At 38.8% G+C, this 24746-nt stretch carries 17 protein-coding genes; 1 reads left to right on the top strand and 16 read right to left on the bottom strand.

From position 1 onward, the window contains the following. Positions 1-154 precede the first annotated feature (154 nt). The 7 genes from ACERDH_RS00180 to ACERDH_RS00150 all read right to left on the bottom strand — a co-directional run bounded on the left by ACERDH_RS00180 (position 155) and on the right by ACERDH_RS00150 (position 15466). Positions 155-8533 (bottom strand): Rib/alpha-like domain-containing protein, encoded by an 8379-nt coding sequence (locus tag ACERDH_RS00180; RefSeq protein WP_386680779.1) that lies wholly within the window; start codon positions 8531-8533, stop codon positions 155-157. A 183-nt stretch (positions 8534-8716) separates the two neighbouring features. After that, positions 8717-9556, bottom strand: a complete 840-nt coding sequence (locus ACERDH_RS00175) for an amino acid ABC transporter substrate-binding protein (RefSeq protein ID WP_261071267.1) — start codon at positions 9554-9556, stop codon at positions 8717-8719. Positions 9557-9565: 9 nt separating this feature from the next. Beyond that, the gene (locus tag ACERDH_RS00170; RefSeq protein WP_203180450.1) at positions 9566-10195 is read right to left on the bottom strand and encodes an amino acid ABC transporter ATP-binding protein; all 630 of its coding nucleotides are present in this window, start codon (positions 10193-10195) and stop codon (positions 9566-9568) included. A gap of 9 nt (positions 10196-10204) precedes the next feature. Further along, positions 10205-10846 (bottom strand): amino acid ABC transporter permease, encoded by a 642-nt coding sequence (locus ACERDH_RS00165; RefSeq protein WP_020902748.1) that lies wholly within the window; start codon positions 10844-10846, stop codon positions 10205-10207. Positions 10847-10984: 138 nt separating this feature from the next. Beyond that, positions 10985-12214 (bottom strand): tetratricopeptide repeat protein, encoded by a 1230-nt coding sequence (locus ACERDH_RS00160; protein WP_261104733.1) that lies wholly within the window; start codon positions 12212-12214, stop codon positions 10985-10987. Next, the gene (locus ACERDH_RS00155) at positions 12204-13370 is read right to left on the bottom strand and encodes an AI-2E family transporter (protein ID WP_386680773.1); all 1167 of its coding nucleotides are present in this window, start codon (positions 13368-13370) and stop codon (positions 12204-12206) included. The genes ACERDH_RS00160 and ACERDH_RS00155 overlap by 11 nt, the downstream gene beginning before the upstream one ends. Before the next feature lie 113 nt (positions 13371-13483). Next, positions 13484-15466 (bottom strand): peptide ABC transporter substrate-binding protein, encoded by a 1983-nt coding sequence (locus ACERDH_RS00150; protein ID WP_386680770.1) that lies wholly within the window; start codon positions 15464-15466, stop codon positions 13484-13486. 176 nt (positions 15467-15642) lie between these two features. Here ACERDH_RS00150 and ACERDH_RS00145 point away from each other — a divergent pair, with 176 nt between their 5' ends. Beyond that, on the top strand, positions 15643-16656 hold the full coding sequence (locus ACERDH_RS00145) for a lactonase family protein (RefSeq protein ID WP_247953158.1): 1014 nt from the start codon (positions 15643-15645) through the stop codon (positions 16654-16656). A gap of 44 nt (positions 16657-16700) precedes the next feature. On the opposite strand, the gene ACERDH_RS00140 is transcribed toward ACERDH_RS00145, so the two are convergent. The 9 genes from ACERDH_RS00140 to ACERDH_RS00100 form a co-directional block, all read right to left on the bottom strand. Beyond that, positions 16701-17120, bottom strand: a complete 420-nt coding sequence (locus ACERDH_RS00140) for a F0F1 ATP synthase subunit epsilon (RefSeq protein ID WP_386680766.1) — start codon at positions 17118-17120, stop codon at positions 16701-16703. Between the two features lie 10 nt (positions 17121-17130). Then, a complete protein-coding gene (atpD, locus tag ACERDH_RS00135) occupies positions 17131-18537 on the bottom strand; it encodes a F0F1 ATP synthase subunit beta (protein WP_000094357.1) in 1407 nt (468 codons plus the stop codon). A gap of 85 nt (positions 18538-18622) precedes the next feature. After that, positions 18623-19501 (bottom strand): F0F1 ATP synthase subunit gamma, encoded by an 879-nt coding sequence (locus ACERDH_RS00130; RefSeq protein WP_000301224.1) that lies wholly within the window; start codon positions 19499-19501, stop codon positions 18623-18625. A gap of 15 nt (positions 19502-19516) precedes the next feature. Continuing rightward, the gene (gene atpA, locus ACERDH_RS00125; RefSeq protein ID WP_000996629.1) at positions 19517-21022 is read right to left on the bottom strand and encodes a F0F1 ATP synthase subunit alpha; all 1506 of its coding nucleotides are present in this window, start codon (positions 21020-21022) and stop codon (positions 19517-19519) included. 14 nt (positions 21023-21036) lie between these two features. After that, complete coding sequence (locus ACERDH_RS00120; protein WP_004256581.1) at positions 21037-21573, bottom strand: F0F1 ATP synthase subunit delta; 537 nt, start codon at positions 21571-21573, stop codon at positions 21037-21039. Continuing rightward, positions 21573-22067, bottom strand: a complete 495-nt coding sequence (gene atpF, locus ACERDH_RS00115; protein ID WP_001103468.1) for a F0F1 ATP synthase subunit B — start codon at positions 22065-22067, stop codon at positions 21573-21575. Before atpF ends, ACERDH_RS00120 begins: the two co-directional genes overlap by 1 nt. A 13-nt stretch (positions 22068-22080) precedes the next feature. Continuing rightward, positions 22081-22791 carry a F0F1 ATP synthase subunit A gene (atpB, locus tag ACERDH_RS00110; protein WP_000392870.1) on the bottom strand — a complete coding sequence of 237 codons (711 nt, stop codon included), beginning with the start codon at positions 22789-22791 and terminating at the stop codon, positions 22081-22083. Positions 22792-22824: 33 nt separating this feature from the next. Further along, positions 22825-23025, bottom strand: a complete 201-nt coding sequence (locus tag ACERDH_RS00105) for a F0F1 ATP synthase subunit C (RefSeq protein WP_001054560.1) — start codon at positions 23023-23025, stop codon at positions 22825-22827. Between the two features lie 314 nt (positions 23026-23339). After that, a complete protein-coding gene (locus ACERDH_RS00100; protein ID WP_203180458.1) occupies positions 23340-24626 on the bottom strand; it encodes a peptidase U32 family protein in 1287 nt (428 codons plus the stop codon). Between the last annotated feature and the right edge of the window lie 120 nt (positions 24627-24746).

Here is a 24746-nt window from a genome sequence, read left to right as displayed (position 1 = left end):
AAGGAAATTTCTTTCCTATACTCAATGAAAATCAAAGTGCAAACTAGGAAGCTAGCCGCAGGTTGCTCAAAACACAGTTTTGAGGTTGTAGATAAGACTAGCATATCTACGGCAAGGTGAAGCTGACGTGGTTTGAAGAGATTTTCGAAGAGTATTAGTCTTCTTTTTTCTTACGAGCTACCAGTCCGAATGCACTCAACATTCCAAGAAGTCCAAGACTAGCTAAACCAGCCTTATCCTCCGTACCAGTATTTGGCAATTCCTTCTTGTCATTGGCTACGGTTGTTTCACTAACTGCCTGATTTGATTCTGTTCGACTAACCTGAGTTGGAGTAGCTACTGGTTTTTCTGGATCTGTAGGACGAACTGGCGAAACAGGTTGCTCAGAACGAGTTGGAGTAACTACTTTCTTATAGGTATGAATCACATTGCCATTTTTATCTGTTTTAGTACCAATATATTCATAACCTTCTAAAGTCTTAGGTCCATGGCTACCATTTTCTTCTGGAGAAATTTCTTTACCATCACCATCTTGGTAACGTGTTACGATATGAGTAGCTGAACTACCATTATTTCCTTGATTATTAACATGATTAGATTTAGGAGTGACTTTCACAGGAACATCCACTGTCACTTTACGTCCGTCTGGCAACTCTAATTCTACTGTTACAGATGGTTTGTCACCAGGTGTATTTGTTGTTGGAATTTCTCCAACTTTAGTAATCTTCCATCCTTCTGGAAGGTCCACATGTTTTTTCACTTCATCTTCAGTAATCGGTGTTCCAACTTCCACTACAATAGGAGTTACTGTCGGTGTTACGATAATTGGTACCTCTACTTCAATAATTTCTCCAGTTGGAACTTTAATCTTCACTTTAACGCTTGGTTTCACTCCAGCAGGAATTGTTGTTGGGATTTCTCCTACTTCAATAATTTCCCATCCTGGTTCTTTTGGAAGATCGATATGCCCTTTCACATCGTCTGGTGTGATTGGAGTTCCTTGTGGTACAACAATTTGTCTTACGGTTGGCGTAACGATGACTGGTACATCGACAGTAATCTTACGACCATCTGGTAATTCAATCTCTACTGAAACGACTGGTTTTGTTCCTGGTGTAGTTGTTGTTGGAATTTCTCCTACTTTTGTTACTTTCCATCCTTTTGGCAATTCTATGTGTTTCTTAACATCTTCTGGCGTAACTGGTGTCCCTACTGGAACTACTACAGGTGTTACTTTCGGTGTTACGATTACTGGAATGTTCATCGTTACGCGAATTCCATTTGGTAATTCAATCACTACTGGGATACTTGGTCTTTCACCTGGAATATCTGTTGTAGGTTTATCACCAATATTGATAATTTTTACTCCTTTTGGAATGTGTTTTTCAACATCCTCAGCAGTAATTGGATCTCCTTGTTTTTTAACAATATCTTCAATAGGTGTAACATTTACTGGAATTTCTACAGTCACAACTTTACCGTTTGGTAATGTAATCGTTACTTTTACAGGATCCTTCTTACCTGGTGTTGTTAAGTCTGGAATGTTTTCTACCTTAGTTGTTGCTCCATCTGGTACTTTGATTTGTTTTAAAATATCCTCTGGAGTCAATTTAGCTGTTGTGACTGGTGTTTCAATTGGTGTAATTGGTGTTACATTCACTGGAACTTCTACTGTGATTACTTTGCCATTTGGTAGTTCTACCGTTACTTTAACTGGATCTTTCTTACCTGGCGTTGTTAAGTCTGGAATGTTTTCAACGTTCGTTACTTTTCCACCTTCTGGAACTTTAACATATTTAGAAATATCATCTTTTGTTAAAGGTGTATTCGTCACTGGTGTTTCGATTTCCTTAACCGGCGTTACATTCACTGGGACTTCTACTGTAATAACTTTGCCATTTGGTAATTCAACCGTTACTTTAACTGGATCTTTCTTACCTGGTGTTGTTAAGTCTGGAAGATCTCCTACCTTAGTTCTTGCTCCTTCTGGTACTTTGATTTGTTTCAAGATATCTTCTGGAGTCAATTTGTCTGTTGTGACTGGTGTTTCGATTTCCTTAATTGGTGTTACTGTTACTGGTACGTCTACTGTCACTACTTTACCATTTGCTAATATTACTGTTACCTTCACTGGATCTTTCTTACCTGGCGTTGTTAAGTCTGGAAGATCTCCTACTTTAACTGTTGCTCCTTCTGGTACTTTGATTTGTTTTAAAATATCCTCTGGAGTCAATTTAGCTGTTGTGACTGGTGTTTCGATTTCCTTAATTGGTGTTACATTTACCGGTACTTCTACTGTAATCACTTTTCCATTTGGTAATGTTACTGTTACCTTTACTGGATCTTTCTTACCTGGTGTTGTTAAGTCTGGAAGATCTCCTACCTTAGTTGTTGCTCCTTCTGGCACTTTAATTTGTTTTAAAATATCCTCTGGAGTCAATTTAGCTGTTGTAACTGGTGTTTCAATTTCCTTAACTGGTGTGACTGTTACTGGTACGTCTACTGTCACTACTTTGCCATTTGGTAATGTAATCGTTACTTTCACTGGGTCTTTCTTACCTGGTGTTGTTAAGTCTGGAAGATCTCCTACCTTAGTTGTTGCTCCTTCTGGTACTTTAATTTGTTTTAATACATTCTCTGGAGTCAGTTTTTCTGTTGTAACTGGTGTTTCGATTTCCTTAACTGGTGTGACTGTTACAGGAATATCTACAGTATAAGATTTACCATTTGGTAATGTAATCGTTACTTTTACAGGAGTTTTTTCTCCAGGTATTGTTAAATCTGGTAATTCTCCTACTTTAGCTGTTGCTCCGTCTGGAATATTTAGACCTCTAGTATAGTCTTCTTCTTTTAACGGCGTATTTGTTACAGGTGTTTCAATTGGTGTTGGTTTTGTTTCAACTACTTTAATAGTAGCTGGAACTTCTACTAACACTTTCCCATCTTTATCTTTTACAACTACTGTAACTGGTTTATCCCCTGGAGTTGTTCCATCATATGGAGTTGTTTGTCCTTCTGGAACTTTGTATTCGAACGTTGAACCTTTTGGATAGTCACTTGGTGTGATACTATCTTCAGCTTTAGGTTTATCTTTATCTTCAGCATTTACTGGAGTTAATTGTTCTTTGCCTTGAACGACTTTAATCTTCGCAGGTACTTCTACAATTGTATCTCCATCTGAATCTTTCACGACTACAGTAACGTCTTTTTCACCTGGTGTTGATCCATCATATGGAGTTGTTTGTCCTTCTGGAGTCTTGTACTCAAATGTTGATCCTTCTGGATAATCATCCGGTGTAATGCTATCTTGTGGTTTTGGTCTCTTATCGTTTTCAGCATTCACTGGAACATATTGTGTCTTAGATTCTACAACAACAATTTTCGCTGGAATTTCTGTAATTGGTTGTCCGTTTAACTTCGCTACAACTGTTACATCTTTTTCGCCCGGAGTTGTTGTATCTACTGGAGTGTTATCTTTATATTCAAATGTTGTTCCAGTTGGGAAATCATTTGGATTAATGTTTTCTTTTGGATCTGGCTGTTTCTTAGCTGGGTCTACTGGTACATATTTAGGATAACCTTCCACTACACGAACTGTAGATGGCACTTCAACTAATACCTTATCCCCTTGTTTCACAACAACGGTAACTTTCTTATCACCTGGTTTAGATGTATCTACTTCTTCTTTATACTCAAATGTTGCATCATCTGGATAATCATTCGAATCAATGCTATCTTCAGGTGATGGTTGTTTCTTACCTTCATCTACTGGAACAATTTGTGGGTAACCTTGTACAACTTTCACTTTTGTTGGTACTTCTACAAGTGTATCATTTCCATCTTTTGCAATGACAACTACATCTTTTTCTCCTGGTGTTGTTGTATCTACTGGAGTCTTATACTCAAATGTTGTTCCTTCTGGGTATTGTTCTGGATCAATGCTCTTAGCTGCATCCGGTTGTTGTTTGCTTGGATCTGCTACTACGTATTGTGTCTTAGGATCTACAACTACTACTTTCGCATGAACTTCTGCAATTGGTTGACCATTTAACTTAGCTACAACAGTTACATCTTTTTCACCTGCAGTTGTTGTATCTACTGGTGTTTTGTATTCAAATGTTGTGCCATCTGGATATTCTCCTGGTGTAACACTATCTTTCGCTTCAGGTTGTTTCTTAGCTGGATTTGCTACTACAAATTGTGGTGTACTATCTACTACACGTACAGTTGCTGGTACTTCAACGATTGTATTTCCTTGTGGATCAAGTACTTCAACAATCACATTCTTATCACCAGTTGTTGTTACATCGATTGGAGATGTTTGCCCATCTGGAGTCTTATATCTAAATGTAGATCCTTCTGGATAATCTGTTTTATCAATGCTCTTTTCTGGATCTGGTTGTTTGTTGTTTTCATCAACTGGGACGATTTGTGGTATACCTTCAACTACTGTAACTGGTACTTTAACAGTTGTTGTTTTCTCTTCATCATCTACAATGTATTTAACAGTCACATCCACTTCAGTATCATCTGTTAAGTCAGGAACTGTTACTGTAGCTGTTTTATCAATCTCAACTCTAGCACCTTGTGGTAGTTTACCTGTAAATGTTCCATCAGCAATCGCTTTTTCAGCTTGAGCAAGTACTTTTTCTTTTGCTTTATCTTTGTCACCATTTTTAGGAACAAGAATTTCATCTGCTTCTGGTTTTGGTAAAACTGTTACTGGAACTTTCACAGTTTCGGTTAACTTACAATTATCATATGTTACCGGGATTGTCGCTTCTTTATTTCCTGCTTTAGCAGTAATATCTTCAGCAATGACAGGTTCACCTTTTGTTCCGTCTGTACCTGGTGTTACAGCACCTTTCACATCATCTTTTGTAACAGTGTCCCCTTCAAATACTACTAATTTCTTAGCTGTTGAACCTACTACTGTTACTGGGACTGTTACTTCTCTAGTTGCAACTACTTTACCATCTTTTACATACTCTACAACTGCTGTTGCTGGCTTTTGTACTCCAGTTGCTGTTGTTGCCGGTACTGTTCCTGCTTTAACTTCTTTAACTCTTACAGTTACACCATCTGGCAATTTATCAGTTGGAACTGCAGTTGCTGCTTCTACTGCTTTCGCTTTAACTGCTTCATCTAAACCAGTGCTATCTTTAAGAACTGTTACACCTGTTGGTTCTACTTTTGGTAAAACTACAACATCTACTTTAGTTTCTACAGGAATTGTTTCAGTTCCTTTTGTATAATTTACTGTTGCTGCTACTTCTAGTGTTTGACCAGCTTTTTTAGCTGTTATAGGAATATCTGCAATATCATTTTTAGTTGCAGTAAAACCGTCTACAGCTGTAGGGTTTACTTTTTCTTTCAACTGATCATTTGTTACAGTATCATCTTCAACTGTATACAATTTATTCGTTTCTTGATCTTTCACCGTAATTGTATAAGTAGTTGAATTCACTGCAGTTTCGGCACCTTTATTTGTTCCAGTATCCGTTTCAGTATCTGCAGTAACGATATTTCCGTTACTATCTTTTACTTCAACTTTAACTGTGTAAGTACCTACTTCTGATAATTTAACAGTTGCTGCTTCTGCTGCACTGCTATATTCTGTTACTGTTCCTGAAGGAGATGTTAACGTTACTTTTGTAACTGTTGTTTCCTTTTTATTTGGAGCACTTGTCGCATCATCTTCTGTATCTGTAATTGTTACTGCAGCTGATTTTTGTTTTACTAAATCTACTGTAGCACCTTTTACAGTAGTATATAAACTTGAGCTAATAGACGGAGCATCATTTAATATAGACGCTTTATCTGAAGAACTTGCTGTTTCTACTGCATCAACTGTTCCTTTAAATCCTGATGTAGTTGAAATCGTCCACTTATCTCCAGTTTTTGTAGCTGTTACAGTAGAGTTATCATCAGCAGACCATTTATTTAATCCTTTATCATATTTTACAGTTACAACCATTCCTTTATTAGTATCAGTTGCTGAATCTGCTGAACTGTTCGCCGTATTTTCTTTTTTATACGTCGTTAATGTACGAGATACATTATTAACGGCTGTAACTTTTCCTTCTGCGTTTAATGTACGAGTATATTCGTAAACATTAAAGATTGTTTCTCCATCTTTATTCACATCAACATATAGGTCACGTTTTAACCATGTTGTTGTACCGTCACTGTTAGGAGTTTTCTTCTCAGCAGTCTCACCAGATAATTCCCAACGACCACTAGTTTTATTGAATGTTGCTGCTACATTTTCTCCTAGTTGCGTTTTTAATGTTACTTCGGCTCGTGTAAACGTTGCTGTAATATTTTCACTATTTGCAGTTACGTTAATCGTATCTGTTGCGGCATTTGCTGTTGCTGTTGGAAGAACTTTTAGATTGAAAGTTTCACCAACTGTACCAATTTCATCATTGACATTTACAGCAGTATTTGTTGTTTCTGATACAATCCATTTACCATCTTTAGCAACAATTTTTGTATTTGTTCCATCTGGTAATGTAATTGTCGCTTCTGAAGCCCCTTTAGAAATTGTAATCGGAACTTCTGTATCGTAAGCATGAATATTTTTTATTGTCACTTCAGGTGCAATTTTAAAGGTTGCGTGTGCGTATGCCTCATTAGCATTTGTCTCTTGATAATCTCTTGCATAAATTGAAACTCTGTAAATCCCAGCTTCAGTTGGTGTTCCTTTGAATCCATTCGGATTATTCTCAGTCATATCAGCTGATGCAATTGTAAAACCTACACCTGGAATTTTTGTCTCATTTCCTGTTAATTCTGTAGGAGTAGCAGCACCAGTACCTGTCGTTCCTGTAATCTTCGCTCCAGAAACACCCAGAATAGCACGTCCTACAGTTTCTGTAATTGTAGTTGTACGTCCAATTGGGGTTCCATTTTCATTCGTTAAAGTATAAGAAACTCTTCTATCATTTGGTACCCCAGCATGCGAAGCTCCAGCATCTCTATATTCTACTGGAACAGTTAGTGCTTCTCCAACTTTCCCTTCTTTAACAGTATCGTTAATTTCTAGTGTTGGTGGTGTTCCATCTTTCCATGCTGTTCCACCAAATCTATGATCATCTAGTGGAATCGTAACACTTTTTCCAGTAATAGTATTTTTAAACGTTACTCGAGCTTTTACTTGTTGATAGTTAAATGGACTTCTATGTGTTACAACCCCTTGCACACTATCTGTTGCTTTGTCATAAAATAAACCATTCGGGAAATTGGACACATTGAAATCTGAAACAGTCCAACCAGCCTTTTTAGCAGCTTCTGTTACTTCAATACGTTTACTTACATCTTTAATGTATACTTTATCAATACCTTGTTCATATCCAAGTTTATAGATACTAGAAAGCAGATATTCATAAGGTCCATTTCCATAGTAAGTTGCTGGGATTTGACTTGAAATACTAGTTCCATTATATCTTAGCTTTCCACGCCATAGTGGAGCTTCTTCTATAATTTTTTGGACTTCTTCAGCAGGAAGTTTCAATCCATAGTCAATACGAGCCTTTACATCACTCTCTTTACCATCATAAGTATAGTTAGATGGTCCAGGACTAGGTCTTGTACCAGCTCTTTGATCAGAGAACACTCTAAACTCTAAGTCAGCAGCATCTGCTATTTTCTCTGGAGTATTAACACCTAAATCACCTTGACCTGGATGGCGACTTCCGAACGGCATTGTATAGGTATCCCAACCAGTAAAGTTTTCTCGTGATACTGTACTTGTGCTTCCGATAATATTTTTCGCAGTTGGTTGCGCTGGATTTGTTGGTGTGATTGTATCACTAGTTCCTGTAGTTGTTGTAGAAGTAGTTGCTGCATCGTTGTTAGATGAGTCAGTTCTAAACCCACTCTCCCCTTTTCCTGGAATTTCTTTTCCGTTTCGTGGATCTTGGTTTTTATTTACTTTTTCTTCTTCAGTTGCTTCTGAATTGATACTGTTTAAAATGATAAGGCTACTTGAAAGTTGTTTAGCAAGTGCATCAACGTTTGACTGTGTTTTTGTATCATCATTTAAAAGCTCTTTTGCTTTATGAACCAAATTTTTAGCATCATCAATGACTGATTTTGTTTTCTTTCCTTCAGTTAATTGACTCAATCTACTTTCAGCTTTAGCAACTAAATCTTCTAACGATGCTGTATTAATAGCAACTTTTTCCGTCACTAGATTTGGAGTTTCAGCTTCACTGGCTTGTTTGTCAGTAGTAGACTCTTTTAGAGAAGTATTATTTTGTCCATCGGTCTCTTTAGCAGTAACAGATCCTTGTCCAGTAACTTCCTTAGAGGTTTCCGAAGACTTATCATTTAGATTTTGAGATTTTTGAACTTCTGTAGGTTCTGGGTTAGTTAGTTGTTCAGCCGCTTGGACGCTTCCTCCACCAAGGAAAAACAGTCCAGTAGCTACAGCCACACTAGCCGCACCGAAGCTGACCTTACGAATACTGTAACGTATGAATTTCTCCACCTGCGATTGACGAACATATCGTCCTTTAGAATTAAACATAAATAGATTCCTCCAACATAACATGAATTGTTAATATATGATACTTTGATGTAAAAAATAACTTTAAACCACAAATAAATATAGTGATATGTTATATTTCCACTTAATATATTATCGAACAATAATCAATCTGTCAAGCGATATCTTACTCTTATATTATAAATAAAAAGAAGAAACCGTCATTTAGATTCCTTCTTTCACTTCTTTTGTTGCCACATCTTCTCCAAACCATTTTTGGCTGATTTCCTGGAACTTTCCTTCTTGGTATAGTTCGATAAAGGCCTGGTTTAATGCTGTTAATAATCTTTTATCAGCTGGTCTAACTCCGACCGCAAAGGATTCACTTTCAAATCCTGCTGAAAAGACATTGTAGTCATTTAATATCCCCTCAGACTGGAGATAGTAATTAGCATACACTCGGTCAATCAACAAGGCATCAATCCGATCATTTTTCAAGTCAATCAAGGCCTCATTAAAACTCTGGTACTGATTAGCCTTCTGATCTTTGACACGATTTTTCAGTAAATCTGGCTGGGCTTCAAAGTCTAAATAACCAGAGGAACCTGCTTGGGCTCCCAAGGTCTTATCCTTCATATCCTCTACTGAACGAATCTGCTGGCTTTTCTTCGTAACCAGAACTTGCTGATTTTCCATATATGGAATGCTAAAGGCAACTTTCTCTCGGCGTTCATCAGTGGCAGAATAGCCATTCCAGATGGCATCAATGGTTCCATTTTGCAGTTCCGTCTCCTTCATATCCCAGTCAATGGGTTGAAATTGAACCTTAAAACCTAATTTTTCAGAGACAGCTTGTGCTAAGTCAATATCAAAGCCTGTATATTGGCCATTCTTTTCTTCAAAACCCATGGGTACAAAGGTATTGTCAAAACCAATAGTAATGGTCCCCTGCTCTTGATATTTATCCCAGTTATCCTGCTTTGGATCACTAGCCTTCTGAGTACAAGCTGTTAAAAAAAGAGTCAGGAGAGAAACCAATACTAAAGCAATTTTCTTATTAGTCATTGGCACCTCCTACTTGGGCTCAACCTTGAGAATCTGATCTGCGATATTTTCAGCGAACTGTAAATCGTGGGTAACCACAATCTGCGTCATGCCAAGTTCCCTATTTTGCAAGATCAGTTTTTCCACTTCCAAGCGCAATTCTGGATCAAGTGCAGAAGTTGGTTCATCGTAGCCAATGATTTCTGGGTCAATCATCATAGCACGCGCTAAGGCTACCCGCTGCTTTTGACCACCAGATAGTGAGAAAGGATAGGCGTCTGCATGACCAGCCAGTCCTAATTGTTCCAAAAGCCCTCGCGCCTTCTTCTCAGTCTCTTCTTGCTTCATTCTCATGGTTTTTACGGGCGATAAGGTCAAATTGTCTAGAACGGATAAATGAGGAAAAAGTTGAAAATCTTGGAATACAAATCCCAGTAAATTCCGCTTCTCTAGTTCATCCAGTTCTAAAGATTCTCCATTATAAAAGATTTGCCCTGAATCAATGGTTTCAAGACCCGCAAGCATACGTAAGAGGGTTGTCTTACCTCCACCAGAAGGCCCAACGATAGCTAGGATTTGCTTTTCAGGAATTTTTAGACTGAAATTGGATAAAATTTGCTTTTCACCAAAGACTTTATTGATATTTCGTAATTCTAACATGGCAGCCTCCTATCTATAGTAACTGTACTTCTTCTCAACTTTTTTGGCAAGAATGGTCACAATCCCAATCAAAATCAAGTAAATGGCTCCTGCTAAGAACATTGGAACCAGACTAGCATCACGGTTTGCAGCTGTTCGACTCGCCAAGATAAGGTCTGAAATACCTAGAGCATAGACCAGAGAAGTATCCTTGACCAAACTCATGACTTCGTTAAATACGCTAGGAAGAACAATCTTGGTCACTTGGGGCAAGATAATATAGCGTACTGTGTCAAAAGGACTGAATTTCAAGACCTTAGCAGCCTCATATTGACCGTTAGGAATGGTATCAATCCCTCCACGGAAGATTTCAGCAAAGTAAGCCGCATAATTCAACACAAAGGCAATGATAGCCGCAGGAAGACGGTCCAAACGAATCCCAATACTTGGCAGCACATAATAGATAAAGATTAATTGCAAGAGCAAGGGTGTGCCTCGCATAATCCAAATATAAATATTAATCAAATGATGGAGGGGCTTCCAATGGACTTGCAAGGCAAAGGCAATCAAAACGCCCAAGGGAATAGAAAAAATCAAGACCAGTGCAAAAACCTGCAAAGTCATGCTTGCACCGCTCAATAAACTCGGTAATATCTCAAACAAATAAGACATACTGCACCTCCTAAAAATAATTGTTCCTATTATAGCATAAATAAACAAAATAACCAATAATTTTTGTAAAAAAATTCTCTTTAAAACGAAAAACTATATCTATCAAAAATGATAAGATACAGTTTTAAAAATATATTCTTATAATCTCTCAAATAAGTCTTGCATTTGCACATCATCTGGAACCAGTTTTAAATAAGTTTGTGCATTGACTTTTGCTTCCTCAAAGTAACCTAATTCACGCAAAAGATAGATATAGTGTTCCAGAAACTCTGGATTGTCCTTCAAATCCCCTACTAATTCTTGGTAAAGCTCATAGGCAGTATCCAAATCGTCCATTTCTTGATAGGAACGAGCAATCATCCACTTGGTCAAGAGATTTTCTGGCTCTTCGCTCTGCAAGTCTAGAATATCCTCATAACGCTCCTGCTCCAGATAAATAGTAGCTAGACGGAGTAAGATTTCTTCCGTATCCTCAGCATCTTCTTTAGCAGTAAGGAGGTAGTTCTCTGCATCACTAGCATCATGCAATTCATAAGAAAATTGTGAAGCAGCCAGCAAGAGACGAGTTTCAAAGGGATTTTTCTCTAATCCTTGCTTAGCGATACGCAGGGCTTCTTGAACTTGGTGTTCCTTATGTAAGGCCTGACTGTACCCATACTCATAGCCTTCAAAGTCAGGAGAAATGGTATCGATCTGCTTAAAATAGAGGACAGCTTTTTGGTATTCTTCTTGATCAAAGTAAAGGCTGGCCAGCTCAAAAGCTGTTAGGTCATCGTATTCTAACTCCAGGGCTTTTTCCAAAAACTCTGTAGCCGTTTCAAATTTCCCTAACTGAGCATAGGCAAAGCCAATTCGTTGATAGGTAGAAATGCCTGTTTGCTCATAAATTGAGCGATTATCTAACTGGGCATAGCCTTGAATAGCTTCTTGGTAATTTTCCAACTCACTATCCAACTCTGCCAAGCCAAATATTAAGAGAGGATCCTCTGAGTAGGTCAAAGCCTCCAGCAGTTTCTCACGCGCCACATCTGTCAAACCTTCCAACTGGTAAAGATCTGCCTTAAGAAGCAAAGCCGAGACATACCAGTCACTGTCAGCTTGGATTTCCTCAAGATAAGCAAAGGCTTCTTCGATTTGACCATCCTCGCTAGCGATTGTTGCTAGATTAAGATGAAGCTCTGGGAAATCCTCTACGATTTTCAGGTAAATTTCCTTGGCCTGAGGATAGAAACCAATTCCTTCAAGATAAGTTGCTAACTCATACAGAAGGTCACTTGGATCATTTTCTAAAGCTTCGGCGAAATAGTGCTCTGCCTTGGCTAAATCTTGCTCTTCCAAAGCATGTAACATCTGTTGACTATTGTTCACTCTTGACTTCCTCGCCCTCTTCTTCATATAGGCCACTGACTACCTTGTACCATTCGAAAATGGCTGAAATGACAACTTTAGCAGAAGCATAAACCGGAATACCAAGTAAAACTCCCCAGATACCAAACATGGATCCTGAAGTTAACAAAACAAAGAGAACATTAATAGGATGGATGTTTAATTGACTTCCCAAAATCAATGGAGAGACAAAACGGCCTTCAATAGTTTGTTCTACAATAAAGACAATCACTACTTTTAAAAGCATGACTGGCCCAGCAATCAAGCCCAATACTAGGGCAGGAAGCATGGCTAAGAAGCTACCCAAATAAGGAACCAGATTTAAAATACCAGCAGTAACACCCAACGTAACTGCATAGCGTAGACCAATGATCTTGAAGAAAATCATAAACATTACCGCAACAATAATAGCTACTGTTACTTGCCCTCGAACATAGTTGGACAACTGTTGATTCACATCTGATAAAACTTGTCCAACAGGTTCTTTCAATTTCGTTGGCATGAATTGGGTCAAATAGTGACGTAGTCCTTTTCCATCACGTAAGAGATAAAAGAGCATGAAAGGAACGATAATCAAGGCAACAATCACTTGAGAAGCCCCGCTAATAAAGGCGCTCACCCAGTTGACTGCCTGAGAAGAAACTTTACTTGCCCAAACTGTAGCCTGACTTGAGAAGTTTGTCAAAACTTGCTCTAACTGAGGCCTGAAATCATCTGGTAAACGCTTAGTGACCAAATCATTAATAACTCTGTCTGCATCTTCGAGATAGATTGGTACATTTCTTGCAAATGTTAAGACCTGACGCTGCAGATTTGGAATAGCCACTGCCAAGCCCCAAATGATAAAGAGGGCGATAATCACAAAGACAATACTAATCGCTATAACACGTTTAACCTTATGCTTCTCCAACCAATCAACAATAGGATTCAATAAATAATATAGCAAACCAGATAAGATCACTGGCAACATCACGACAGTCAAAAAGTCTAAAACCGGTGAAAATAGAAAACTAATCTTACTTAAAATAAAAAGATTCAGTCCCAATAACAAGGTTACTAAGAATACCGTAATTGCCTTGTTATCCAAAAACCACTTGAAAAACCAAGATAGGCTAAAATGTTTCTCTTTTTGCTCCATAAATACTTCCTTTCTTTTGTCCTTCCATTATATCATTTTCAAATAAAAATAACTCTTTTTTAAAGTGCTTACATAAAGTTTAAACAAAAATCCCCTCAAAAGAGGAGATTCAATTATTCTTGAATATGACGGTCTAAGTTCTTCTGATAATCAGCGTTTGATTTGGCTTTTTCATCAGCAAATTTCTTGCGGAACTCATCCATTTCTTTAGTAGTGACAATCTTATCTTGGATTTTCAGATACTTGTAGCTATTTTCACTAGTCTTGTCACCTACCCAGCCACCGGCACCACTGCCAGGAACCATTTTCGTCACTAGCATTTGAGCACCATCAGAGTATACTGGAATAACAAGTGCACTATCTGACAACCAAGCTTGGGCCTTAGAATATTTGGAATAACGTTTTTGAAGGTCTGTTTTCTCACTATTTGCATCATCAATCAGTTCTTTGTATTTATCCAATCCAACTGTTTTAATAACTGGATTGTCTGTTCCTGGTGCCACACCAAGAGCACTGAGGAGACTTGGACCTGAAGTTGGATCAAATACATCTAGATAAGTTGATGGATCAGCAAAGTCTGGAGTCCAACCACTGACTGCATTAATATCCCAGTCAGTATTTGCATTGGAAGTAGCTAGAGTAGTCATACTTCCCAATTCGTCATTAGAAACTTGTTGAATATCAACAACTACATTGTCAGAGCCTAAGGCTTCCTCAATGGATTGTTTATAAGACTGAACCTGACGAATAAAATCTGGATTTGATGAAGAAATTGGCAAATCTAAATGAATCGGGAACTGTACTCCATCAGCTTGGAGAGTTTTTTTAGCAGCTTCAAACTTAGCTTTAGCCTTGTCTACATTATGAAGTGAATCTTGGGCATCATCAAGACTGACATCTTTCCAGACATTATCTAATTTATCCAATTCTGTCTTAGTAACTTGACCAAATGTTTGATCTCCTACTTGAACAAATGTTGGAGGAGTGAAACTTGTCCGTAACTTACGAGGTCCTACTTCATCACCAAATACTTGAGAGATCCCTGCTTTACGATCTACCGCAAAAGCCAAGGCTTGACGGAAATCTTTGTTTAAAAGTGCTTTCTTAGTAGATGATTTTTCTGCATCACTTGTTTTAGCAGTGTGATTGTAATTTACACGGTCGATATTGGTTGAGATATAAAAAACTCCTCCACGCTGTTGACCATACACAATATTATCCTTGTATTTTTCTTTTAGACGTTCATAGTTAGCAGAGTTTTTAAAGAGTGGTGCAGCTGGATAGTGTCCCTCATCAAAACCGCGACCTAGAGAGTCTGCATCTTGACCATCAAAGAAGGATAACTTGATATCATCAATAAAGACATTTTGTTTATCCCAGTAGTTTTGATTTTTGGTCATTTCGATAGAAGACTTAGATGTAAGACCTTTGAGGAGATAAGGCCCATTGTATAGAATGCTCGTTACATCAGTTGGTTTACCAAAGTCATCTCCTTTAGAAGCTAAAAAGTCTTCATTGACTGGTGCAAGGACTCCCATTGTTGTCTTCGAATTCCAGAAAGATTCTGGATGGTTTAAAGTATAGACTACAGTATAATCGTCTGTTGCTTTTACACCAACAGTAGAAAAATCCGTTGTTTTCCCATTTACATAGTCATCCAATCCTTTGATAGAATCCTGTACAAGATAAAGTGCTTCTGATTTCTTGTCAGCTGCGTGTTTTAAACCAGTTACAAAGTCTTGAGCCTTGACTTCACCATACTCTTCCCCCTCATTGGTATACCATTTGACACCCTGACGTATTTTATAGGTATAGGTCAAACCATCTTTGGAAACAGTCCAATCTTCTGCAACTGATGGTACTAGATTCCCATATTGGTCATTTTCAAGCAAACCGTCAATAACGTTCCCTGTGACCTGTTTAGTGCTGACATTTCCAGAAACTGTATAATCCAGAGTCGAAGGATCTGATGAAAATACATAGGCATAAGTAACTGGTTTATTTGCTTCTTTATTAGCACTACCAGATGAACACGCTGCTAGGACAGCTGCCGAGAGTACAGCAACTCCTGATGCTAAGAAAACACGTTTTTTCATAAACAAACTCCTTTGCAATTTGTATAAGATTATTATAGCACTTTTATTAAGTAAATCAATGAAAAATTTCTAATATTATCATCAAAAGAATTAGGTAAAGCTCTTGCCAAGGTTGATTTCTTCATACTAGCATTTTTGTGATATAATAGTCATATCTTTATTTTAGAGGTAAAGTTATGAAAGAAACTGTTTATTTTGGAACTTATACACGTCGGACTTCCCAAGGGATTTACAAGGCAGACTTTGATACAGAAACTGGTCAGCTTTCAAATCTAGAACTTTTTGCTACTGAGCCAAGTCCAACCTACCTTGCCTTTGACCAGCATCAACATTTATACACTGTTGGTAGTCAAGACGATAAGGGTGGAATTGCAGCCTATCAAACTAATGGTACCTTATTAAATCATGTCGTTGAAGAAGGAGCTCCCCACTGTTATGTTGCCGTGGATGAAAAGCGTGATTTGGTATATGCTGCCAACTACCATAAAGGACAGGTACTTGTTTATAAACGCCAGGAAGATGGTCGTCTTCTACTTAGTGATGTGGATCAACACAGCGGCCAAGGTCCACATGAAAATCAAGCTTCTCCACATGTTCACTATTCAGATTTAACACCTGACCACTATCTAGTGACCTGCGACTTGGGTACTGACCAAGTAATTACTTATGATCTTGATTCAGAAGGAAAATTATCTAAGCTCTATACCTATCATAGCCAGCCAGGAGCAGGCTCACGCCATATTATTTTCCATAACCATTATAAAATCGCTTATCTCATTTGTGAACTCAATAGCACTATCGAGGTTCTAATCTACGATGGTGTTGGCGAATTTGAACGCATGCAAGTCATTTCAACTCTACCAGACGGTTATGAAGGCTTTAATGGTACTGCTGCTATTCGTCTCTCTAAAGATGGTAAATACCTCTACGCCTCTAACCGGGGTCATGATTCTATCGCAGTATATACAATTCTTGCGGACGGTAGCTTAGAGTTGTTAGAAATCGTTCCGACACATGGTCAGACTCCACGTGATTTTGATTTGACACCAGACCAAGAATTTGTCATTGCTGTCCATCAAGACTCTGACAATGCAACCGTCTTTAAACGCAACTCTGAAACTGGACGTCTAGCAGAACTTTCTAATGACTTCCATGTCCCAGAAGCAGTCTGCATCAGTTTTGCCCCTTAAGAAAACATAAAAAATGAACTTGGTAACTCAAGTTCATTTTTTTCTTATAGTCTATTTCCGACATTAATACGGTTAATGGCACGTTGCAGTGCAATCTTCGCACGACGTTCTTGGTCAATCAAGTGTTTGTCTTGTGCTTCTTCAATTTCACGCTCTGCTCGAAGTTTGGCACGTTCTGCACGACTAACGTCGATATCACGAGCACGTTCTGCAGAGTCAGCAACAATTGTGGCAACGCCATTGGCAACTTCGATAACGCCTCCGTTCACTGCAATCCAGTTCACGTGATTTTCATCATCTACACGTTTAACCTTAACCTCATCAACTGCTAAAACTGCAATCATATTTTCATGTCGTGGCAAGATTCCCATCTCACCATCCAGAGTTCGAACTGATACAAAGCTGGCATGGTGATCATAGACGAGACCATCTGGTGTCACGATCTGGACAGTTAACTGAGCCATAGATCACCTCTTAAAATCCCATTTTTTCAGCTTTTGCAATCACATCTTCGATAGAACCTACACCACGGAAGGCATCTTCTGGCAAGTGGTCGTGTTTACCATCAAGGATTTCCTTAAAGCCACGAACAGTTTCAGCAACTGGAACATAAGAACCTGGTTGACCAGTAAATTGTTCAGCAACGTTGAAGTTTTGTGACAAGAAGAACTGGATACGACGAGCACGAGCAACCAAGGTCTTTTCTTCATCAGAAAGCTCATCCATACCAAGGATAGCAATAATATCTTGCAATTCATGGTAACGTTGAAGAACACGTTTTACTTCAGCAGCAACTGCATAGTGCTCTTCTCCAACAATTTCAGGTGCCAAGGCACGTGAGCTTGAAGCAAGTGGGTCAACGGCTGGGTAGATACCCAATTGTACCAACTTACGTTCCAAGTTAGTTGTTGAGTCCAAGTGAGCGAAGGCTGTTGCTGGCGCTGGGTCAGTATAGTCATCCGCTGGCACATAGATAGCCTGGATAGAGGTTACAGAACCCTTTTTAGTTGATGTAATACGCTCTTGCAATTGACCCATTTCCGTAGCAAGTGTTGGTTGGTAACCAACGGCTGATGGCATACGACCCAAAAGGGCAGATACTTCTGAACCAGCCTGAGTGAAACGGAAGATATTATCGATAAAGAGAAGCACGTCTTGGCCTTCTACATCACGGAAGTATTCAGCAATTGTCAAACCAGTAAGGGCAACACGCATACGTGCTCCTGGTGGCTCATTCATCTGACCAAATACCATGGCTGTTTTCTCGATAACGCCTGATTCTTTCATTTCCCAGTAAAGGTCATTACCCTCACGAGTACGTTCCCCAACACCGGTAAATACTGAAATACCACCGTGTTCTTGGGCAATGTTGTGAATCAATTCTTGAATCAAGACAGTTTTACCAACTCCGGCACCACCGAAAAGTCCAACCTTACCACCTTTAAGGTAAGGGGCAAGAAGGTCGATAACCTTAATCCCTGTTTCAAGGATTTCAGAAGAGGTAGACAACTCATCAAAAGTTGGAGCTTTTTTATGAATTGGCTGACGCTCTGCATCTTCTGTAAAAGGAGCTTCCAAGTCAATGGTATCTCCCAAAACATTGAAGACACGTCCCAAAGTTTCTTTACCTACTGGTACAGAGATTGGACGACCTGTGTCCAATACTTCCATTCCACGAGTCAAACCATCTGTTGATTCCATGGCGATAGTACGGACCATACCATCTCCCAACTCCAAGGCTACTTCAAGGACGATTTTTGTTTTTCTTTCGTCATTTTTGTAGACGACAAGTGCATTGTTAATCTCAGGAAGTTTTTCCCCTGCTGCAAACAAGACGTCTACAACGGGACCGATAACCTGAGCAATTTTACCTGAACTCATCTCCTTCTCCTATTCTATATAAGATACTGTCGGTCCCTAGCTTAACTAGGTCCTAAGTTCATTTTCATACGAGCTGGACTAGTGCCTATTCTAAGGCACTAGCTCCTGCTACGATTTCTGTAATTTCTTGTGTAATCGCCGCCTGTCTGGCACGGTTATACTGAATTGTCAAATCATTAATGACTTTCTTAGCATTATCTGTCGCTGTTTGCATGGCTGTCATACCCGCAGCATTTTCAGCTGTCTTAGCATCGATAATAGCACCGTAAATCATACTTTCTGCAAATTGAGGCAACAACTGCTCCAAAATTTCTTCTCGGCTAGTTTCCAATTCAAAGGTCAAGCTGTAACTATCATCTGCTTCATTTGGATCCAAGTCAACAATTGGAAGCATTTGTTCCACACGCATTTGACTGGTTAGCGTATTGACATGGTGGTTATAGCAGACATAGAGTTCATCAAAAAGTTCATTTTGGTACATTTCAACAGTTTTTGAAATAATCTTACGAACTTCATCAAAGCTTGGTTGATCTGCCAAGCCACGTAGTTCATAAAGTGGTTGAATACCACGAGCTTTAAAGAAATCAGCTCCCATTCCACCAATACAGATCATTTCAAAACCTTTACCGTCTGGATGGTATTCTTCTTTCAGCTCCATAACGGCTTTCAGAATAGAAGAATTATAACCTCCAACCAAACCTCGGTCTGAAGTAATGACGATATAGCCTGTCTTCTTAACTGGACGACTAATCAACATCGGATTGGTTGAACTGCCAGCTCCATTCCCATGAAGAATATCCGTCAAAAGTTTACGAACTTTCTGAGCATAAACTTGGAAGTTGCGAGCAGCTTCTTCAGAACGCCCTAGCTTAGCAGCTGATACCATCTGCATGGCATTAGTGATTTGACTCGTATTTTTTGTTGAGGCGATTTTTGTTTTAATATCATTTAGAGATACTGCCATCTGACACCTCTATTCTTATTGGAAGCTGGTTTGATTGAGAAACTCTGTAATCGCAGCATCCAAGACTGCTTCTTCTGGCAAGTCTTTTGTATCACGAATGGTTTCCAAAATCTCTGGATGTTGAGCATCAAAGAAGGCATGGAACTCTTCCTCGAAACGAACAATATCATCTACTGGAACAGTATCCAAGAAACCATGTGTCAAAGCATAGAGAATGGTTACTTGTTTCTCAACAGGTAATGGTTTGTGAACAGGTTGTTTCAAAACTTCCACTGTACGACGTCCACGGTTCAACTTAGCCTGTGTTGCCGCATCCAAGTCAGAACCAAACTTAGTGAAGGCTTCCAACTCACGGTATGAAGCAAGGTCGATACGAAGTGTACCAGCAACCTTTTTCATGGCTTTGATTTGTGCAGAACCACCTACACGAGATACAGATGAACCCGCATCGATGGCTGGACGAATACCCGCATTGAAGAGACCATCACCAAGGAAGATTTGTCCATCAGTGATTGAAATCACGTTGGTTGCGATATAGGCAGAGATATCTCCTGCTTGTGTCTCGATAAATGGTAGGGCAGTAATTGATCCACCACCAAGTTCATCAGAAACTTTAGCTGAGCGCTCAAGCAAACGGCTGTGAAGGTAGAAAACATCCCCTGGGAAGGCTTCACGACCTGGAGGACGACGAAGCAAGAGTGACAGTTCACGATAAGCTACCGCTTGTTTTGATAAATCATCATAAACAATCAAAACATGTTTCCCTTGGTACATAAATTCTTCTGCCATGGCAACCCCAGCATAAGGAGCTAGGAAAAGCAATGGAGATGGTTGTGAAGCAGAGGCTGTCACAACGATTGTGTAATCCAAGGCACCGTACTGACGAAGTGTTTCTACTTGTGTACGAACTGTTGATTCTTTTTGTCCAATCGCTACATAGATACAAATCATATCTTGACCTTTTTGGTTCAAAATTGTATCAATCGCAATGGTTGTTTTCCCTGTCTGACGGTCACCGATAATCAACTCACGTTGACCACGACCAATCGGAACAAGGGCATCAATAGCTTTCAAACCAGTTTGCAATGGTTCTGATACAGACTTACGTTGCATAACACCAGGAGCTGGCGCTTCAACTGGACGAGTTTTATCAGTGTGGATTTCTCCAAGACCGTCAACTGGACGACCAAGCGGATCCACAACACGACCAATCAGACTTTCACCTACTGGGACTTCCATGATTTTCCCTGTACGGCGGATTGTATCGCCTTCACGGATATCTGTAAAGTCACCTAGGATGATAATACCAACGTCTGTTGACTCCAAGTTTTGAGCCATCCCATAAGAGCCGTTTTCAAAAATCAACAACTCTCCACTCATGGCATTTTCAAGGCCGTGAGCACGCGCGATACCGTCCCCGATATAGGTTACAACACCTGTTTCAGTCACATCAAAATTGGGTTTGAAATTTTCAATTTGTTGCTTAATTAAAGCGCTGATTTCTTGTGCGTTAATTGCCAAAAGAACACCACTTTCTATTTCAAATTTTCTTTAACAACTTTAAGTTGTTGTTTAATACTCACATCAATTGTCTTGTGATTGGCAAAAATGACAAAACCACCAATAAGACTTTCATCGATTTGTTCTTTTACACTCCTTACTTTAAGAGACATTTTTTTCTCAATCAAAGGGAGCAAGCGACTCTTCTGTTCATCAGTTAAAGGATGAGCTGACGTAATCGTCACTTCAAATCGATTTGTTTCTTTTTCAAGTCGGTTCAAGCAATCTACAAGAATATCATAAAAAAGATTTGCTCTGTGATTGTAGATAAGAACCTGGATAAAGTTTTGCAATAAAGGTGACACAGAGTCTTGGAAGAAAGCAATTGTTTTTTCCTTATCAGACTCGTCTACTGCCACTTTTTTTAAAAAAGAAGGTAAACCTGTTTCTTCAGCAACTTGCTTGATTTGAGCTAAGTCTGAAAAGATACGGTCTTCTTCTCCTTTTTCTAAAACCAATTGGACAAAAGGCATGCTGTATTTTTCAATTACCTTTACTGTTTTCTTGTCCATTAAGCTTCTCCTAACTGATCGATATACTGATCAATGAGTTCTTTATGGGCATGACCGTCAAGGTTTTGTGAGATGATTTTACCAGCCAGGCTGATTGTCAAATCTGCTACCTCACCCTTAACGCTTTGTAAAGCTTCAGCTTTATTTTGAGCAATTTCTTGGTTCGCTTTTTCTTTCAAGCGTCCTGCTTCTAGCTTAGCATCTGCTAAAATACTAGCTTTGCTTTTCTCAGCTGTTTCTTTCGCATTCTCAATGATTGTCTTAGCTTCTTTACGGCTACCAGCCAATTCATCTTCGCGTTTTTGAGCCAATACTTCTGCTTTTTGACGTGCTTGTTCAGCTCCGTCAATATCTGCTGCAATTTTTTCTGCTCTTTGTTCGAAAATACTAGTCAAATTTGACCAAGCATATTTCTTAACCAAGACTAGCAAGAGAATAAAGGAACCAGCGATTAGTATAAAATCACCAAGTAATTCACCTACTGTTACATTCATAAACTACTCCTTTCTATTCTTCATCATTAATTTTATTTCCTAGGTACATTGAAGATAACAATGTAAATACATATGCTTGTACACAAGAAATAAAAACAGAAAATGCAGTCCAGATTAGATTTGTTCCAAAAGCAATAGGATACCAATAGAAGGCCTGATGAGAAAGTAGGACTAACATACTTGCCATCACTTCCCCTGCAAAGATATTACCAAATACCCGCAATGCAAGTGAAAGGAGATTGGTAACTTCTTCCAAGAGATTCATTGGTGTCATAAAACCTGGTGTTACAAATGCTTTTAAATACTTTTTGATTCCACGACGACGAATTCCTTCTACGTGTGTCATTAAGATAATTGTAAAAGACAAGACCAAGTCAAATGACAAATTTGCTGTTGGTGAGGTCCAAAGATTTACACCATCTGTAGTCTGAATTCTAGCCATTAAGCCAATATTATTTGCAATGGCCATAAATAGGAATAAACAGAAATAAAAGAGAGAATAATCCTTTATCATTGGACCAAGGTTTGATTTTGTAAATCCAACAACAAAATCAAATAAATACTCTAATACATTTTGTTTTCCTGTGGGTCTCAAAGTCATATTTCGAGTTGCCCAATAAATAAAGCCAAAAATAAGTGCTACAGTCAACAAAGTCAAAACTACTATGGTTAAATTAAAGGTAACAGGACCAATATTGATGGTTGGATTAATACTTTCTTCCATCTAAAATCCTCCCTTTTTCAATTTATACTTCTTTTATTTGATGATAAATGAAAAGACAAGAGTAACGAAGAAAGTACCTTCAATAAAGGCAACCCCTAGGATCATCAAACTACGTAGTTCTGAGATGATATCTGGTTGGCGAGCAACTGATTTCAACAAACCGTTCATCAACATACCTTCACCAAGAGATACACCCATACAGGCAAGACATAGACCGAAAAATGTTAAATTCATGACGAATTCTCCTTTTAATTAAAATTTACTTACTTAGTTTAGTCCTAAAAATTGGATTTGTCAACTTTTTACCAACATTGAAAGCGCTTAACGGAAATTATTTACAATTTTACTATTTTTGAGTCTATTATATAGAAAACTTTGGAAAAAAATTGTAATAAATCCGTCCATTATCTAGACCTTTCTGAAAAATAATGAAAAAATCCGAGATGAAATCTCGGATGGAAATTAATATATTTTCTTTAACCTAAGGTTCTTTAGTAAGTAGGATTAAAGGGAAAGCAACTAGAAAGCTTTCGTCTCCTACATGTTTATTAAGCACGCACTGTGACGCTAGTTCCATCTTCCTTATAAAGATTGATGAGACCTTCTTTAAGAGCTCGAACCATGTCTCCAGCTTGAACAGGTTGTGGGACTTTGATTGTCAAGAGTTCCATTGGATTTGGAGCGCGGTCTATTTTATTGCCTTTGGCATCATGTAAATTTTCGATATACGTTTCAAAATGACGGAAACCTGGGCCATAAAACTCAACTTGGTCTCCTTCGTTAATAACGTTCCGTTGACGAATAGTTGCTGTTTGTGTCGCATCATCATAAGAAACCACTTCAGCAACAAACTTATACTCAGGAATTTTACGACGAGCACCAAACAACTGCTCATTTTCCGATGGTGTACCGTAGTAGAAACCTGTTGCTAATTCACGTTGGGCAACCTTCCACATCTCATCAATCAAGTCTTGCTTGATAGCTTCAAACTTCTCTGGACTCTCTAGATAAGCATCAACAGCCGCCTTGTAGCAGTTGGTTACAGTTGAAACATAGTGAATAGACTTCATACGTCCTTCGATTTTTAGACTGTCCACACCGTTTTCAATCATATCTGGGATATGGTCAATCATAGACATATCAACGGCAGACATCGAAAATTCTTCTGGAATTTCACCTTTAAGGCTCTTACGTTCTTGACCAAATGGCATGTCGTAAAGATCGTATTTCCAGCGACAAGACTGTGAACAACCACCACGGTTGGCATCACGCATACTCATATGGTTTGAAAGAGTACAACGACCAGAGTAAGAAATACACATGGCTCCGTGGACAAAGGCTTCAATCTCAACATCTGTACGTTTGCGAATTTCAGCTAATTCTTCCATCGAAACCTCACGCGCCAAAACGACACGAGTTAAGCCCAGTTCTTTCCAGAACTCAAGGGTTTCATAGTTAGTGGCACTTGCTTGGGTAGAGAGGTGGATTTCAAGACCTGGTGCTTCAGTCGCTGCAATCATAATCAAGGCTGGGTCAGATACGATAACTGCTGCAATCCCGATATCACGCAGTTTACGGAACCACTCACCAGCACCAGCTTCATTTCCTTCGTGCATAACCATGTTGGCAGCCACATAAACCTTAGCACCATACTTGGCCGCAAACTGGACACCTTCTTCCATCTGTTCAAAGGTAAAGTTTCCTGCACGGCTACGAAGACCATAGGCCTGACCACCGATAAAGACAGCATCTGCACCATACTGAACAGCTACTTTTAGCTTCTCTAAAGTCCCTGCAGGTGATAAAACCTCAGGACGTTTTAATGTTTTTGTCATGTTTTCTCCTATTTGCAATATAAAAGTTTGACGTTTTTCCTTCTCATTTTATAGTAAATAAGCGATAAAATCAAGCCTAGACAGATTGTTTTGACAATTCTAATCTTTTAGATTATTAAA

This window comes from Streptococcus bovismuti, from assembly GCF_042436615.2.
GTDB lineage: Bacteria > Bacillota > Bacilli > Lactobacillales > Streptococcaceae > Streptococcus.
Note: the sequence above shows the minus strand (reverse complement) of the source record. Positions and strands in the feature narration are given on the sequence as shown.

Coding starts and splice junctions, on each gene's coding strand:
- ACERDH_RS00180 (WP_386680779.1), bottom strand. CDS start 8,533: ATGTTTAATTCTAAAGGACGATATGTTCGTCAATCGCAGGTGGAGAAA.
- ACERDH_RS00155 (WP_386680773.1), bottom strand. CDS start 13,370: ATGGAGCAAAAAGAGAAACATTTTAGCCTATCTTGGTTTTTCAAGTGG.
- ACERDH_RS00145 (WP_247953158.1), top strand. CDS start 15,643: ATGAAAGAAACTGTTTATTTTGGAACTTATACACGTCGGACTTCCCAA.
- atpB (WP_000392870.1), bottom strand. CDS start 22,791: ATGGAAGAAAGTATTAATCCAACCATCAATATTGGTCCTGTTACCTTT.
- ACERDH_RS00150 (WP_386680770.1), bottom strand. CDS start 15,466: ATGAAAAAACGTGTTTTCTTAGCATCAGGAGTTGCTGTACTCTCGGCA.
- ACERDH_RS00175 (WP_261071267.1), bottom strand. CDS start 9,556: ATGACTAATAAGAAAATTGCTTTAGTATTGGTTTCTCTCCTGACTCTT.
- ACERDH_RS00105 (WP_001054560.1), bottom strand. CDS start 23,025: ATGAATTTAACATTTTTCGGTCTATGTCTTGCCTGTATGGGTGTATCT.
- ACERDH_RS00170 (WP_203180450.1), bottom strand. CDS start 10,195: ATGTTAGAATTACGAAATATCAATAAAGTCTTTGGTGAAAAGCAAATT.
- ACERDH_RS00165 (WP_020902748.1), bottom strand. CDS start 10,846: ATGTCTTATTTGTTTGAGATATTACCGAGTTTATTGAGCGGTGCAAGC.
- ACERDH_RS00130 (WP_000301224.1), bottom strand. CDS start 19,501: ATGGCAGTATCTCTAAATGATATTAAAACAAAAATCGCCTCAACAAAA.
- ACERDH_RS00140 (WP_386680766.1), bottom strand. CDS start 17,120: ATGGCTCAGTTAACTGTCCAGATCGTGACACCAGATGGTCTCGTCTAT.
- atpD (WP_000094357.1), bottom strand. CDS start 18,537: ATGAGTTCAGGTAAAATTGCTCAGGTTATCGGTCCCGTTGTAGACGTC.
- ACERDH_RS00120 (WP_004256581.1), bottom strand. CDS start 21,573: ATGGACAAGAAAACAGTAAAGGTAATTGAAAAATACAGCATGCCTTTT.
- ACERDH_RS00100 (WP_203180458.1), bottom strand. CDS start 24,626: ATGACAAAAACATTAAAACGTCCTGAGGTTTTATCACCTGCAGGGACT.
- atpF (WP_001103468.1), bottom strand. CDS start 22,067: ATGAATGTAACAGTAGGTGAATTACTTGGTGATTTTATACTAATCGCT.